Here is a 15,441-nt window from a genome sequence, read left to right on the forward strand (position 1 = left end):
CGATTATTTAACAATTGTCACACTTCCTGAAAGCGGTTTTTCCTGGTTGCCAAGCTGAATGAGGTAATAGTAAGTGGCGATCGGCAGCTCTTTGCCGTTCTGGCGTCCGTCCCATGGCAGTTTGTAGCCCTCTGAGCTGAACACGGTATTGCCCCACTGGTTGAACACCTGCACCTTACAGTTCGGGTATTGCTCAATGTTGAGGATTTCCCACACATCGTTCACGCCGTCCTGGTTGGGCGTATAGGTGTTCGGCACGTACACCAGCTGCTGTACCGTAATCGTCACCTCGTCCGTAGACACACAGCCTGCTTCGTTGGTCACGGTCACGGTATAGGTCGTGGTTTTCTCCGGTTTGGCGTATGGGTTGGCAATGTTCGGGTTGCTTAGGCCCTCAGCCGGCGACCAGGTATAGGTTGCGCCGCCCGTTGCTTCCAACTGCACGGTTCTGCCCAGCATCAGGGTCTGGTCTATACCTGCATGGGCGCTCGGATCAGGCACTGTCACCGTTACCGGACGGCGCTCACTGGCACACGAAGCAGCCACTTCCTGTACATAATAGGTAGTAGTGCTGGTAAGTACTGGCGTTGTAAAGTTAGCTCCCACTTGGATTGGGTTGCCGCCTTTTGCTTCGCTGTACCATTCCAATCTGCCGCCCTTGCCTGAAGCGGTCAGCGTGGTTTTGGTACTGTGGCAGATGGTCTGGCTACTCGCAACCGGCATGTCTGGCAGTGGCGTCACGGTTACTTTTATGGCCTCGCTCACCAAGCGCTCGCACGACTCCGAAGTCACGATTCTTCTGAACCAGGTGGTCTGGGTAAGCGCACTTGACTGGAAGTCCTTGCCATTGTTGCCACCGGCAGCCGTTGTAAAACCATTGTCCGGACCGCTGGTGCTGCTTTCCCAGCTATAGGTATAGTTGCCGCTGCCTCCGGTTGGCAGAGTACCAATTAACACAGATGGTGCCGTGCTAAAGCAAACAGTCTGGCTCGTGCTGATGCGGTTGTTGGCCATCGGCGGTCGCACGTTGATGAACACGGCCGCGCTGGTGTCTGGCTTAGGTCCGGAAAGCACCACACGGCGGAACCAGGTAGACTGCGTGAGCGCCGCCGGGCTGTAATCCTTACCGGTGCTCTGGCCCGTAGCCGTCATAAAGCCAGTTTTAGCGCCTTTCGTGCTGGCCAGCCACAGGTATAGGAACTCCCCATCGCCACCGACCGGCACCGAGCCATTGAGCGCGGCTGGTTTGTTACCCGCACAAATCACCTGATCACTGTAGATGTTGTTGTTCGTCACGCCTTTGTGCACTTCAATTAGTACCGGATCGGATGTGGTTTCACAACCTCCTGAGAACACACGGCGACGGAACCAGGTTGACTCGTGCAGCGCTTCCGGGGTATAATGACGTCCGTTATTTATACCTGCTGCCGGCTGATAGCCACCCTGCTGGCTGTAGCTGCTTTCCCACAGATAGGTATAGGTGCCCGCTCCAGCGCCACCGCTCGGGTTGGTCCCCGAAAGCGGAGCCGGTGTCTGGCCACGGAAAATGCTTTGGTTCAGACCGATGGTGTTATTGCTGATGACAGGCGATACCGTAATAGTCACCACATTCGACACATGCTGGCACGGACCGGACTCCACCACGCGTCGGAAAGAGGTTGTTGTGGTCAGGATGCCCACCGTCAGGTCGACAGATGCGCTGTTGTTTACTTTGCGGAACACACCGTCGTTGCCTGCTGCTTCCCAGTAATAGGTATAGCTGCCGGTGCCTCCTGTCGGCTGTGAGCCCGTGAGTTTGGCCGGAGCAGTGCCCGTACAGATCACCTGATCTGCAGAGATCGTGTTGTTCACAATTACTGCATTCACCAGAATCCGCACTTCTGCTGAAGTATTGAAACACTCACCAGCCACTACCTTGCGACGGAACCAGGTAGTTTCTGATAACTGGCTCGGCTGATAGTTCATGCCGGTGTTGTTACCTGCGGCTGGAGCAAATTCAGTACCCTCGGTGCGGCTTTCCCACAGGTATACCGGCTGCTCATTGCCGCCAGTTGGTCGGGTAGCTTTCAACTCATCTGGCGTATCGCCCGCACATACCGCATGCGATTGTGTGGTGATGGTGTTATTAGCAATTATCGGCTGCACCACGATCTCCAGAACCGGGCTAACGGATTGCTGGCAAGGAGCAGAGTACACCACTCTTCTGTACCACATGCGCTCGGTCAGTGGGGCAGGGGCCTGGTAGTCCGGCTGGTTGTTGGTGCCTGCTGCGGCGGTAAAGTGCTGACCATCGCGGCTGCTTTCCCACAGATAGGTATAGCTGCCATTGCCACCGGCTGGCGCGGCGCCTTTTATTTGTGGCAGCACATCACCTGCGCAGATGGTGCTCTTCTCAACTGCAATCGTGTTGTTGCTGATGGCTGGCAATACGTCTACTTTTACAGCAACACTGGTATGCGCCTCACACGGACCAGACAGTACCACTCTTCTGAACCAGGTTGTTTTCTCCAGCGCCTCTGGCTGGTAAGAGGCTGCATGGGCACTCGTTACTGGGCTGAAGCCGGCTTCAGGTCCTTGCTCACTTCGTTCCCAGCGATAGGTATAACTGCCGTTGCCGCCTGTCGGAGTAGTGCCTGTCAGCACCTCTGGACGCTGGCCGGCGCAAATTGGGGCACTCGGGGCTGTCAGACTGTTGCTGTCGATGCGCTTGTTGACCGTAACCGTTACAGGGCGGCGCTCGCTGCTGCCGCAGCCATTCACGTTCACTGCCTCTACAAAGAAAGTTGTGGTCTGGTGCAGTACCTCTGTCTCAAAGCTGTAGCCTTCATATAGGTGGTCCTGCGCAGTAGCGTTGGTATACCAGCGGAAGGTGTTAGTAGTTTGGCTGTTCACGGTCAGGGTGGCTGAGCTGCCTTCGCATACTGTAACAGGAGCTACTTCCGGTGCTGCTGGCAAGCCTACAACCGTTACCTCGATCACCCCTGAGTTGCTGATACACTCGCCCGATACTACTTCACGCATGTACCAGGTAGTTTGAGTAAGGGTAGCAGGGCTGGTATAGTTCTGATCAGTAAATTGACCAGGAGCCGGATTGAAAGTTGCGTTCGGTCCGGTGGTACTGTATAGCCAGCGATAGGTATAGCTGCCGTTTCCGCCGGTGGGCTGAGCACCTGTGAGCGTAGCGGCAGCAGTGCCTTCACAAATAACCGGCTGTCCGGCTATCTGGATGGTATTACTTGTAATAGCAGGCTGCACCAGTATCTGGACTTCGGTGCTGACGTTCTCGCCGCAAGGTCCGCCCGACACCACACGACGATACCGCATGGTTTTGTCGTTGATCTGCGGGGTATAATTCAGGCCTGTGTTGGTGCCAAGTGCTGGTTCAAAACTGCCGTTCTCGGTGCGCATCTCCCAGCGGTAAGTCTTCTGGTCAGTGCCACCCTGCGGCATGCTGCCGATGATAACAGATGGCGTGCTGCCACTGCAGATCGTGTTCTGCTGCACCGATACAAAGTTCATCGTGATCGACTTCACTACCGTCACTTTCACGGCTTCGCTGATGTGTTCCTGGCAAGTGCCGGAAGTCACTTTGCGGCGGAACCAGGTAGTTTCGTTCAACACTCCCGGGTTGTAGTGCTGCTCCCGGTTATTGCCGTTTGCTGCTCTAAAGCTGCCGCTGGTGCCTGTTGTGCTGTACTCCCAGGTATAGGTATAGCTGCCCGTGCCGCCAGTTGGTTCGCTGCCAACCAGGGCAGGTGCCTCGGCACCTTCGCAAATAGGAGCAATGGCGGTGATTGTATTTTGATCGATGACAGGTGTAACTGTGACAGCAATAGGAGCAGAGGTATGGGAGCAACCTGCTGACATTACCGTTCTTCGGAACCAGGTGGTGCGGTTAAGCGTGCCCGGCTGAAAAGTAGCGCCCGTAGCGCCGGCTAATACTTCAAATCCCTCGTCAGCGCCTGTCACGCTGGCTTCCCAGGTATAGGTATAGTTGCCGTTGCCGCCGATAGGAGAGGAACCAGTTAGCTGAGCAGGTGACTGGCCTGCGCAGATCACTGCTACTTCAGTGAGAATGTTGCGGTCGAGGGCAGGTAAAATCGTGACAGTTGCGGCTACCACAGCGCTGTAGCATTCGTTCGTCACACCACGCACATAAAAAGTGCTGATACCTTCCGGCAAGTTATTAGCAGTGAAGCTTCTGCCTGTCTCCAAAGCTTGAGTAGCTGCTGCATCAGCAAACCATTCGTAGGTGCCGGCATTGCCTTCTGCCACCAACGTAGCACTGCTGCCTGCACCGCAGAGGGTAACAGGGGCTACCACAGGAGCTGGAGTGGCCGGGTATACCTCTACTTTGAGTGGCGTGCGTACACTTGCGCAGCCGCCCTCTACTGTGGTCTGGGCGTAAAATATTGTAGTCTGATCAAGTGCAGAAGTCTGAAAACTGCTGCCTTCGTGCAGCAACTGACCGCCGGTTGGCTGGTCGTACCACTGCACGCTGCCTTCAGCCTGCAGCACCTGTAGTAATGCGGTGCTGCCCGGACAAAGTGTCGCCACCGGCTGCACGGTTGGGGCAACTGGTAAGTCATTCACAGTGATCGTGATAGACTCGGAAACTTCACACACACCAGCACGATAGGTATAGGTTAAGGTATAGGTGCCAACAGCAGCCGGGTTAAACTGTCCATCAGCTGATATATACTCAGAGCCGCTCCAGGTGCCGCCTTTTTGCGAGGCCTGCAACTGCATGATGCCGCTGTTCAGACAGACTACTTCTTTTGGAGCGCTCAGCTCGAGCTCAGGTATAGCATCGATGGTGATTTGCTGTGTGGCTTCTTCTGAGTCACCGCACTCGTTGGTGGCTGTTACTTTCACGCTATAGGTGCCTGGCTCAACAAAACGAATCACCGGATAAGCAGAACCTGCATGGCTTCCTTCTTCAAACGTTACACCATTACCCCCGCTCACTACCCAGCGGTAAGAGCTGATCGTGCCCGACTGAGCGTCATACACCGGTCTGTGGGCAGGGTTAGCCTCTGAAAAAGCAATGGTTTGTGGTCCACAGTAGGTCTGCGCTGCTGGAAGCGTGGCAATCGGTTTATGGATGACAGTAATCTCAGTTTCTTGCTCGCTCACGGCAGAACAGAAGCTGCTGGCCAGCAGGGAAACGGTATAGGAGCCTGATTTGTCGAAACTAAACACCGGGTTTTCGGAGTTGGCATTCGTGCCCTCGGCAAAGCTCCAGCCTTCCGTAGCCGAAACTGTCCAGGTGTACTTCAGGTCTGCGCCAGTGGAGTTGTTTTGGGCTCTATAAATAGCAGGAGCGCACACGCCGTCGTCCGGGGTTAGGTCGAAAGCTGCTTTCGGAACGTCGTTCACCACGATCATCTGTTCCTTCACGGTTGGCAAACAGGTGGAGTTTGGGTCAAGCGGGTAGGCGGTGAGGCGGACCAGGTACTCGCCCAGTTCGTTGAAAACCACATTCGGAGAAAGTGTTGTGCCATTACCGGAAGAGAATCTCCAGCCAGTTTCCGGGAAGATCTCCCATTGTACACGGTAGCGGTCAGTTCTGGCAGAGGCATCGTAGCCGTTTTTGGTCTTGTCCTGGAAGCGAACCGGCTCGTTCAAACACACATTGCCGATGGCAAAATCAGCTATTGGGCCTTTCGAGATACGAATGCCGGTAAACGTGGCAATCGATACGTTACACTGGTTGGTAGCGGTGCCTTTCAGGGTAAAACCGTTAGGCTTGTCTTTGGATGACTCGAGGAACTCGTGGCGCAAGACACGGTCGGCAGGCAGTTCGTTGTGCTTGAAAACATAGGCTGGCGTGCCGTCGTCGAACTGGAAGGTATAGACGGTGTGCGGTGAGTTGCCTTCCACACCCGTGATCCGGAAGCCATAGGATACCGGGGCACAGTCGATGTTGTTGCCATCGCTGGTGATGCCCAGGCCGGGGTTGCTGCCGATAAACAGTTTTTCCGTGAAGGTGCCTTCGCAGCCGCCGGCGTCGGTGGCGGTTACGGTGATGGTGTACAGGCCGGCGGCCGTGTAAGTATGGCTGGTTCGCTCAAAATCAGTACCGAAGGTATTGCTTTTGCCGTCGCCCCAGCTAATGGTATAGCCCGTGTTAGTGGCTGCCGTTTTGGAGGCATTCTCGACTTCCAGCTTAAAGGAATTAGCGCTACCGGTATAGCTGCAATAGGTAAAGTCATACAGCGGGTCTTTGATAGTGGCATCGGGTCTTTCTCTGATCTGGACAGGTGCCGAGGTTGCGGTACAGCCATCCTCAGAGGTGGTAGTCACCGTATAAGTGTCTGCTGTTGTGACGGTAATGCTTCGGGTGGTTGCGCCGTTCGACCAATTGTAACTAGCTGCCTGTGTGGCAGTAAGGGTTGTTTTGCCCTCAGCGCACAGCGAAGGGGAGCCCGAAATAGTTATAATAGGAGTGCAACTTTGCGCTAAGGTTTTTGCACCAAAACAAAGCACAGAAAGCAGGGTGAGCACGACAAACGCGAGGCTCTTTTGTACCAGTTGCATAGAGGGTTCTGTATAAGTTTGCTATAGATGAATGCTTTTATATGAAAATGGCTATGGCCGGAAAATTCAATTCAGTTTCAGGGGATATCTTTAGAGAAAAGGAGCACTACTGGCTCTTTCTTATGTCGCTCAGATAGTTATCAGGGTATCATAAAAATGAATTTCGAAACCTGAAAACTTTTATCACCTTTTGCCGAACATTTTCATGGTCTGCCCGTATTGTGCAAAATGTTTTTTAAAGTTACTTGGTTCAAATAATTGTAAATTTTTTATGAACTGGTCTTTTAGACCTTTTATGTGATTCATCCCTCTACCAACTGTTTCTGTTCTGGTAGCCTGCCAGCACCCACTTTCCAGCAAATTCCTGCCTTCTAACACGTCCTGCAGAAAGATAATCAGATTGCGTTTTGGATTATTTTGATATGTTATTAAAGTATGTCTAGGGGTGTCCAAGTAATGTATTCGCGTGTATCCTCCAATAATAGAAATCCGCTTTCGGGTACCAGGTTTTAAAAAATCGCTTTTGAGATCTTAGGGTGGATGCAAATATTTTTTTACAGGATAAACAGGCTTCTGTATGTAACCTTTTAAGAAATGATAGGCTGCACAAGGGTATATTATAAGAATAATTATATACCAAAGTTATATGTTATTATTTTAACTTATAACTATTTAAAAATATAAATATGTTAATATTATCGCTTTAAATTTTATTCCTGATTTAGCGATAAATTAATAAACCTTAATATAAATGCAGTCGTATTTCAGTCTAAATTCTGATAGTTCACTCAAAGCCAAAATTGATCTGGCAGAGAAAGACCTAAAACAGAAATAAGACTTAAAATATAAAGGTGAATACAGACATTAAGATTGTCATTGCTCCCGGAGCAACGAGGGGATTGACAAAGTGATTGAAGGCGAGAGGCGTTAGAAGGTCAATTTAGGGAAAAAGGGAATTATGATTCAATAAGTACAATTACAGGTTATGCACAAATACAGACACTATAATAGTTTTAATAGAATAATCTTATTAATACTAGACATTACGCTGATAGCTTTCGCATTTAAGCTTTCAAACCTTTTCAGATACGGCGATCTGGAACTCACCCATCAATACAGTATCTTCTTTGTGCTTTTTGCGCTTGTGTGGTGGATCGTATCAGGGTTCAAGAACTTTGTTTTCAGAGTCGACGGTTTCCTGCCAGTGGGCAGAAAGACGGGCAACCTGTTGAATGCCTTTGCGATACACGCCGTGATCCTGGCCAGCTGTATCGTAATCTTCAACCTGGAGCATCTGTCTCGTCTGTTGCTGCTGTATACCTACCTGTTTACAGCACTGCTGATCGGTGTTAGCCGCGTGGTTCTTTTCCTGGCCCAGCGCTACTTCTCCAAATCAGATATGGCCTACAGCCGCTATGTGATCGTAGGGATGGGACCGGCCGCCATTAACCTGCACCAGACCTTCAGCAACGACGAAGCACCGGGCCGCAAGTTTATGGGCTTCTTTTCAGATAAAGCCGATGAATTGAGCAAGCACAGCAGCATGGTAAAAGGCAATGTGTCTGACCTGCAGGAGTTTTGCCTTCAAAATAACATCGACGAGGTATACTATACCTTGCCTGTAAACGACAAAGAGCACATCGACGAGCTGACAGAGTTTGCTGACGAGAACTTCATCTACTTCCGTATTGTGCCTGATTTCAGCGCCATTGTGCAGCGTGAAGTGAATATGTACTTCTACCAGAACATCCCAATGATCAGTGTGCGCAAAGAGCCACTGGAGCAAGTGACCAACCGTGTTGCGAAGCGCGTATTTGACATTGCCTTCTCTTCTGCCGTTATCCTGCTGCTGTTCCCGATCGTGATGCCAATCATTGCACTGGCTATCAAGATTAGCTCGCCGGGTCCGATCTTCTTCAAACAGCTGCGTCCTGGTAAAAAGAACCGCCTGTTTGTGTGCTACAAGTTCAGAACCATGCGTGTGAATAACAACACGGAGTTGCAGGCGACAAAAGGAGACCCGCGCATTACTAGAATAGGAGCATTCCTGCGTAAGTCTAACCTGGACGAACTGCCGCAATTCTTCAACGTACTGCTCGGCGATATGTCCGTAGTGGGACCGCGTCCAAACCTGGTGTCGCAGCTGGACCACTACTCAAAAGTGATCAATAAGTACAAAATGCGTCACTTCGTAACACCGGGTATCACAGGGTATGCGCAAGTGAGCGGCTACCGCGGCGAAACCAAAGAAGTGCACCTGATGGAGAAGCGTGTGGAGTACGATGTAAAATACATGGAGAACTGGAGCTTCATGATGGACATGAAAATCATTTTCCTGACCGTGTGGAACATGGTGAAAGGCGAGAAAAATGCATACTAACGATATAATGGAACCAAGCACCCTACGCAGAACGGCAGCACCCCTGCAGCAGAAGCGTCGCTTACTGAATTCCTACATTACTACTGGCCGCTTCGATGAATTTGTGGAGCAGGTCTTCTGGATGACCGAAAACAGAGACTCTTCTTATGTGTGCTTTGCCAATGTGCATATGCTGGTAGAGGCTTCTCAGGATCCGGGATTCAATAAAATTTTAAACGAGGCAGATGTGGCCTCGCCGGACGGAGGGCCTTTGTCGAAACTGATGAAGCTGAAGTACGGCCACCAGCAGGACCGCGTGCCGGGTATGGACCTGATGCCGCGCCTGATTGAAGAGGCTGCTGCTAGAGGCAAGTCGGTTTTCTTCTACGGCTCTACAAACGATGTGCTGGAGGCTGTAGTCGCCACAGCCAAGGCGAAGCACCCTAACATCAAAATAGCGGGCCATTACTCGCCGCCTTTCCGCCAACTGACTGAGGCTGAGGACCAGTCGATCGTGGATATGATCAACGACACAGGAGCTGACCTGGTGTTTGTTGCCTTGGGTTGCCCGAAGCAGGAGCGCTGGATGGCTGAGCACAAAGGTCGCGTGAAAGCGTGTATGCTGGGCGTAGGCCAGGCCTACATGACGTACGCTGGTCTGGAGAAGCGATTGCCGAAGTGGGCGCGTGACCTGTCGCTGGAGTGGACGTACCGGCTGTACCAGGAGCCAAAGCGGCTCTGGAAGCGCTACCTCGTCACCAACAGCACCTTCGTATACCTGACCCTGAAAGATGCACTCTTTCCAAAAGATAAACATAGCAAAGCCACCACCGTTACGGTAAGCTAGCCAACAAAAAATGCGCTGTGCAGGTATAGAAGCCCGCAGCGCATTTTTTTCATTCGATCTTCCCGATTTTCAAAATGGCGCTTTTTGGAGGATACTCGGCAAAGGTCCAACCTATCCGCCAAATGCAGGTATAAGAACGGGAGGATACCGGCTGAGGCGTGTTATAACATGTGAGGTCCTGACTATCAGGTAGCTAATTTGCCGCCTTCAGAAAAATAACATTATCAAAATCAAAATATAGCAATTGTCGTATAGATGACAGATTTAAATATAAATTCAACCCAAACCCTTAGAAATTAATGAAAGCTGTAATACTGGCAGGCGGATACGGAACCCGCATCAGTGAGGAGAGTGGCATCAGGCCGAAGCCCATGGTGGAGATCGGCGGAAAACCCATCCTCTGGCATATCATGAAAATATACTCGGCCCACGGCATCAACGACTTTGTGATCTGCTGCGGCTACAAAGGTCACATGATCAAAGAGTATTTCGCCAACTACTTCCTCTATAACTCCGACGTGACCTTCGATATGAACAACAACAGCATGGAGGTGCACCAGAACAAAACAGAATCGTGGAAAGTGACGCTCGTGGACACGGGTGAAGGCACTTTGACGGGCGGCCGTCTGAAGCGCGTACGCGACTACATTGGCGATGAAACCTTCTGCCTGACCTATGGCGACGGCGTGAGCGACGTCGACATCAGCGCCTCTATTGCCTTCCACCGGCAGCAGGGCACCAAGGCTACCTTGACCGCTGTGCAGCAGCCGGGTCGTTTCGGCGTTTTCACGCTTTCCGGTGAAGACACGCATGTGCGCCACTTCCAGGAAAAGCCGGAAGGCGGCGAGCAGCCCTGGATCAACGGCGGCTTCTTTGTGCTGGAACCATCCGTGATTGATTATATCGACGGTGACCACACCACCTGGGAGCGCGAGCCGATGGAGCGACTGGCGCGCGAAGGCGAGATGTCGGCTTTCAAGCACACCGGCTTCTGGCAACCAATGGACACCCTGCGAGACAAAAACTACCTGGAGGAATTAATTCAGGCTGGCAATGCGCCATGGTATAATGTAATCAAAAACCAACCCGTAAATGCCTAAACGGCCGTAGGTATACGTAATGTTTGCGCCTGCGTATAACATATCCTATACCTGACCTTTTAGCGAAACATAAGCTGATGAAGAGAGAATTTCTGCAGCAAACCTATCAAAATAAAAAAGTATTTCTGACGGGCCATACTGGCTTCAAGGGCTCCTGGATGTTGCAAATGCTGCATTCCCTGGGCGCTGAGGTGATGGGCTACGCGCTTGCACCTGAAACCGACGAAGACCTGTACCACCTGATGGACGGCGACAGCCTGTGCGACTCCGTGATTGCCGATATCCGTGACAAAGAAGCCGTGGAACAAGCAGTCTTACGCTTTCAACCGGACTTTATCTTCCACTTGGCCGCGCAGCCGCTGGTGCGTCTTTCCTACGAGTTTCCGTCGGAGACTTTTGCCGTGAACGCCATCGGTACGGCCCATGTGCTGGATGCCGTGCGTTTACTCGAGAAGCCCTGCACGGTAGTATTGATCACGACGGATAAGGTATACGAGAACAAGGAATGGGTATACCCTTACCGCGAAAGCGATCAACTGGGTGGCTACGATCCATATAGCGCCAGCAAGGCCTGTGCAGAGCTGGTGATCTCGTCCTACACCCGCTCGTTCTTCCACCCGGAGGCCTACGACAATCATCAGAAAGCGATTGCCAGCACGCGTGCCGGTAACGTGATCGGTGGTGGCGATTGGGCCAAGGATCGTATTATACCGGATATTGTGCGGGCGCTGCGGGTAGGAGAGCCGGTGACGGTGCGCAACCCGAATGCGGTGCGTCCGTGGCAGCACGTATTGGAGCCGCTGGGCGGTTACCTCTTGCTTGGTGCTAAAATGGCGGAAGATCCGAAAGCCTTTGGGGGTGCCTGGAACTTCGGTCCACAGGCCGGCGACAACAGTCCGGTGGAGGATTTGGTGCAAAAAGCCTTACAGGTATGGGGCTCAGGCAGCTACGACAAGCCGGAGCTCAAGAACCAGCCACACGAAGCCGGTCTGCTCAAACTTGACATTAGCAAAGCGCTGGTAGAGTTGGGCTGGACGCCGAAGTACAACTCAGCGCAGGCCATTGAGCGCACCATCGGCTGGTATAAGACTTACCACGAAGGTATAACCGACATCAAAGAATTTACGCTGGGCCAGATTGCCGAATACCTGGGAGAAGAACAACCCGTATACCTGCCATCCTAATCTAAACGACAGACACCTGCAAGGCAGCCCTTTGCAGGTGTTCTCAAATACATCAACACACATGATCTTTACAGAAACCAAGCTAAAAGGCGCCTACATCATCGACATCAAAAAGCTGGAGGACGAGCGTGGCTTCTTCGGCCGTGCCTATTGCCAGCAGGAGTTTGAGGAGCATGAGCTGAACACCAACCTGGTGCAGGCGAATGTAAGTTATAATTACAAAAAGGGTACCCTTCGCGGCATGCACATGCAACTGGCCCCGCACGCCGAAACCAAACTGGTGCGCTGTACCCGAGGTGCTATTTACGATGTGATTGTAGACCTGCGTCCGGACTCTGAAACGTATAAGCAATGGATAGGCGTAGAACTGACTGCTGACAATTACCGCATGCTTTATGTGCCGGAAGGATTCGCGCACGGCTACCTCACGCTGGAGGACAACTCCGATGTAATGTACCAGGTAACGGCCTTTTATGCGGCGGGAGCAGAGCGTGGCCATCGCTGGAACGACCCGGCTTTCAATATTGAGTGGCCGATGGAGCCACAGATCATCTCGGAGAAAGACCAGAACCATCCTTTGCTAGAGACCATACCTGAAGAGTCCGCTCTTTAAGGTATAGCAACAATTAATTGGAAAGAAACTTATGATCATTATAGATACCGCATTAGCCAAACGAGAAGCCGAAGGTAGGCCTGTCCGAGTGGGGATGGTAGGAGCCGGCTTTATGGCCAAGGGTGTGGCGTTGCAAATAAAAAACCATGTGCCAGGTATGGAATTGGTGGCGATTTCAAACCGAACCATTGACCGTGCCCGTGAAACGTACAACGAGGCGGGTATAGCCGACGTGCAGGAAGTTGATTCTGTGGAGGCCCTGCAGGAAAACATCCGAAAGGGCAGGTATAGCATTACTAACGACCCGATGATTTTGTGTCGCGCCGAAGGTATAGACGCTATTCTTGAAGTAACCGGTGCTGTGGAATTCGGGGCGCAGGTGGCACTGGAGGCCATCCGTAACGGCAAGCACACCATCATGATGGATGCAGAAGTAGACGGTACGGTTGGTCCGATTTTGAAGGTATACGCTGACAAGGCGGGCGTCGTGTTCACGAATGTGGACGGCGACCAGCCCGGTGTGATCATGAACCTGTACCGCTACGTGAAATCCATCGGCATGAAGCCCGTGCTTTGCGGCAACATCAAAGGTCTGCATGACCCTTACAGAAACCCGACTACGCAGGAGGGTTTTGCCAAGCGCTGGGGACAGAACCCTGCCATGGTCACTTCCTTTGCAGATGGTACCAAGATTTCCTTTGAGCAGGCCATTGTGGCGAACGGAACAGGTATGCGCGTGGCCAAGCGCGGCATGCTGGGGCCATATGCACCCCAAGGAGCCAATATCCGGGAGTCGGTGAATCTGTTCCCACTGGAAGAACTCACCAATGGACCCGGCATTGTGGACTACGTGGTAGGTATAGCCGAGCCGGCCGGCGGCGTGTTTGTCCTTGCTACGCAGGACAATCCGCGGCAGCAGCATTACCTCAACTATTACAAAATGGGCGAGGGTCCACTGTACTGTTTCTATACCCCGTACCACCTCTGCCACCTCGAAGTACCGCTCACCATCGCCAGAGCCGTGCTCTTCCAGGACGCTGCTCTCACACCGCTTGATCGACCTTATGTGGAAGTAGTGACCGCCGCTAAAAAAGATTTAAAAGCTGGTGAGACCATCGATGGCATCGGCCACTACATGACCTACGGTTTGTGCGAAAACGCCGATGTGACAGAACGCGAGAACCTGCTACCAATGGGTATAGCCGAAAGCTGTGTGCTCAAACGCGACATTCCGAAGGACCAGGTGCTCACTTATGATGATGTGATTCTACCGGAAGGCCGAACCATCGACAAGCTACGGGAAGAGCAGCGCCTGTATTTCGCTTCTGCTTTTGCGGAGAACAAAGCACAATCACCCAACACAACTGCGATCGCCTAAACCCTCAGGTTTATAAAATACGGCATCATGCAAAATCCCGCCCGGGCCATACCTGACCCAGTCGGGATTTTGCATGATGGATATGCTTCTGCCAACAGGCGATCAGGTATACACGTATCTCGTAGGTATAGGGCTATACCTTGGAGCGGACGCGATTTTAATTCTTTACAGTAACAGAATCATTGATTTAACTCACCCTTTACATGCGCATTCTTCAAGTTCACAACCATTATAAAATTTCCGCTGGCGAAGACACCGTTTTCTATGCAGAGGCGGCTTTACTTGAAAATCATGGGCATACGGTGGCTAAATTCACGCTCTCTAACGAAGATGTAAACTCGGTCACTGAAAAGCTTGGTGCTGCGCTCGGTGTGGTATACAATACCAAAAGCGCCCGCATGCTGAAGGATAAAATCAATGAATTTCAGCCGGACATCATCCACGTGCACAACTTTTTCCCCCTGATTTCGCCTGCTGTGTTTGATGTCGCTCATAAATTGGGTGTGCCTGTTGTAATGACCCTGCACAACTACCGGCTGATCTGCCCAAGCGCCTACCTGCACTATAACGGCCGCACCCACATGGAGAACGTGCACAAGGCTTTTCCGCTACAAGCCATACTGGACAAAGCCTACAGAAACTCCATGTTTCAAACGGCATCCGTCGTGCTGGCCACAGGTGTGCACAAACTACTGGGTACCTGGCAGCACAAAGTGGATCGATTCATCACGCTCACACAAGGGGGCAGCGATCTGTTTTTCAATTCCTCTCTCAAACCCACACGAGAGCAGCTGGTTGTGAAACCGAACTTCACGGCTGACCTTGGTCTGAGTGTAGCAGAAAGAGGGGACCACTTTCTTTTTGTCGGAAGGCTGTCTCCGGAGAAAGGGATCGGCACACTCCTGAAGGCAACGGAACTGTATCCTTTTAAGCTTAAAATAATAGGGGATGGCTCCATGCGCGAAGAAGTGGAACGGCATGCCGCAAACTATCCGAATGTAGAATATTTAGGCTACCAGAAACTGAACAGGGTGGAGCAGGAGCTGAAAACTGCCAAAGCGCTTATATTTCCTTCGGAATGGATGGAGACATTCGGCATGACCATCATCGAGGCTTTCTCGACTGGCACACCGGCCATAGCCGCCAAAATAGGCGGAGCGGAACAGCTGGTCGAAGATGGTATAAACGGTCTGCACTATACCCCCGGGCAGCCCGCTGAGTTGGCCGAAAAAGTGCGTATGCTGCTGCACGATCAGGACTTGGCGCAGCGTTTAGGTATAGCCGCCCGGCAGCGCTATGAAACGCAATACACCCCGGAGGCGAATTACCGCATGCTCGTCTCCATATATGAGGATGTGATCAGGTCTAAAAAGAAAAAAGCCCCTGCAACCGAAGTCGCAGAGGCAAATCTTTCCTAGAA

The 15,441-nt window shown here is 51.9% G+C and carries 8 protein-coding genes; 7 read left to right on the plus strand and 1 reads right to left on the minus strand.

What is annotated here, in order from left to right:
* Nucleotides 1-3: 3 nt before the first annotated feature.
* Nucleotides 4-6,540: a gliding motility-associated C-terminal domain-containing protein gene (locus tag L1278_RS13915; protein WP_253405429.1), complete on the minus strand. Its 6,537-nt coding sequence runs from the start codon at nucleotides 6,538-6,540 to the stop codon at nucleotides 4-6.
* 985 nt (nucleotides 6,541-7,525) lie between these two features.
* On the opposite strand from L1278_RS13915, the gene L1278_RS13920 reads away from it, so the two are divergent.
* From L1278_RS13920 to L1278_RS13950, 7 genes are all read left to right on the plus strand, one after another.
* Nucleotides 7,526-8,920, plus strand: coding sequence for an undecaprenyl-phosphate glucose phosphotransferase (locus L1278_RS13920; protein ID WP_253405430.1), 1,395 nt, complete (start codon nucleotides 7,526-7,528; stop codon nucleotides 8,918-8,920).
* A 7-nt stretch (nucleotides 8,921-8,927) separates the two neighbouring features.
* Nucleotides 8,928-9,746, plus strand: coding sequence for a WecB/TagA/CpsF family glycosyltransferase (locus L1278_RS13925; RefSeq protein ID WP_253405431.1), 819 nt, complete (start codon nucleotides 8,928-8,930; stop codon nucleotides 9,744-9,746).
* Between the two features lie 299 nt (nucleotides 9,747-10,045).
* On the plus strand, nucleotides 10,046-10,846 hold the full coding sequence (gene rfbF, locus L1278_RS13930) for a glucose-1-phosphate cytidylyltransferase (protein ID WP_253405432.1): 801 nt from the start codon (nucleotides 10,046-10,048) through the stop codon (nucleotides 10,844-10,846).
* Nucleotides 10,847-10,923: 77 nt separating this feature from the next.
* A complete protein-coding gene (gene rfbG / locus L1278_RS13935; RefSeq protein ID WP_253405433.1) occupies nucleotides 10,924-12,030 on the plus strand; it encodes a CDP-glucose 4,6-dehydratase in 1,107 nt (368 codons plus the stop codon).
* A 61-nt stretch (nucleotides 12,031-12,091) separates the two neighbouring features.
* The gene (rfbC, locus tag L1278_RS13940) at nucleotides 12,092-12,643 is read left to right on the plus strand and encodes a dTDP-4-dehydrorhamnose 3,5-epimerase (protein WP_253405436.1); all 552 of its coding nucleotides are present in this window, start codon (nucleotides 12,092-12,094) and stop codon (nucleotides 12,641-12,643) included.
* A 31-nt stretch (nucleotides 12,644-12,674) separates the two neighbouring features.
* Nucleotides 12,675-14,021 carry an NAD(P)H-dependent oxidoreductase gene (locus tag L1278_RS13945; RefSeq protein WP_253405438.1) on the plus strand — a complete coding sequence of 449 codons (1,347 nt, stop codon included), beginning with the start codon at nucleotides 12,675-12,677 and terminating at the stop codon, nucleotides 14,019-14,021.
* Nucleotides 14,022-14,224: 203 nt separating this feature from the next.
* Entirely contained in the window at nucleotides 14,225-15,439 is a 1,215-nt protein-coding gene (locus L1278_RS13950; RefSeq protein WP_253405440.1) for a glycosyltransferase family 4 protein, read from the plus strand.
* Nucleotides 15,440-15,441 lie beyond the last annotated feature (2 nt).

The sequence above is a fragment of the Pontibacter sp. HSC-36F09 genome, assembly GCF_024171605.1.
Taxonomy (GTDB): domain Bacteria; phylum Bacteroidota; class Bacteroidia; order Cytophagales; family Hymenobacteraceae; genus Pontibacter.

Coding starts and splice junctions, on each gene's coding strand:
- L1278_RS13945 (WP_253405438.1), top strand. CDS start 12,675: ATGATCATTATAGATACCGCATTAGCCAAACGAGAAGCCGAAGGTAGG.
- L1278_RS13925 (WP_253405431.1), top strand. CDS start 8,928: ATGGAACCAAGCACCCTACGCAGAACGGCAGCACCCCTGCAGCAGAAG.
- L1278_RS13950 (WP_253405440.1), top strand. CDS start 14,225: ATGCGCATTCTTCAAGTTCACAACCATTATAAAATTTCCGCTGGCGAA.
- rfbF (WP_253405432.1), top strand. CDS start 10,046: ATGAAAGCTGTAATACTGGCAGGCGGATACGGAACCCGCATCAGTGAG.
- rfbC (WP_253405436.1), top strand. CDS start 12,092: ATGATCTTTACAGAAACCAAGCTAAAAGGCGCCTACATCATCGACATC.
- L1278_RS13915 (WP_253405429.1), bottom strand. CDS start 6,540: ATGCAACTGGTACAAAAGAGCCTCGCGTTTGTCGTGCTCACCCTGCTT.
- rfbG (WP_253405433.1), top strand. CDS start 10,924: ATGAAGAGAGAATTTCTGCAGCAAACCTATCAAAATAAAAAAGTATTT.
- L1278_RS13920 (WP_253405430.1), top strand. CDS start 7,526: ATGCACAAATACAGACACTATAATAGTTTTAATAGAATAATCTTATTA.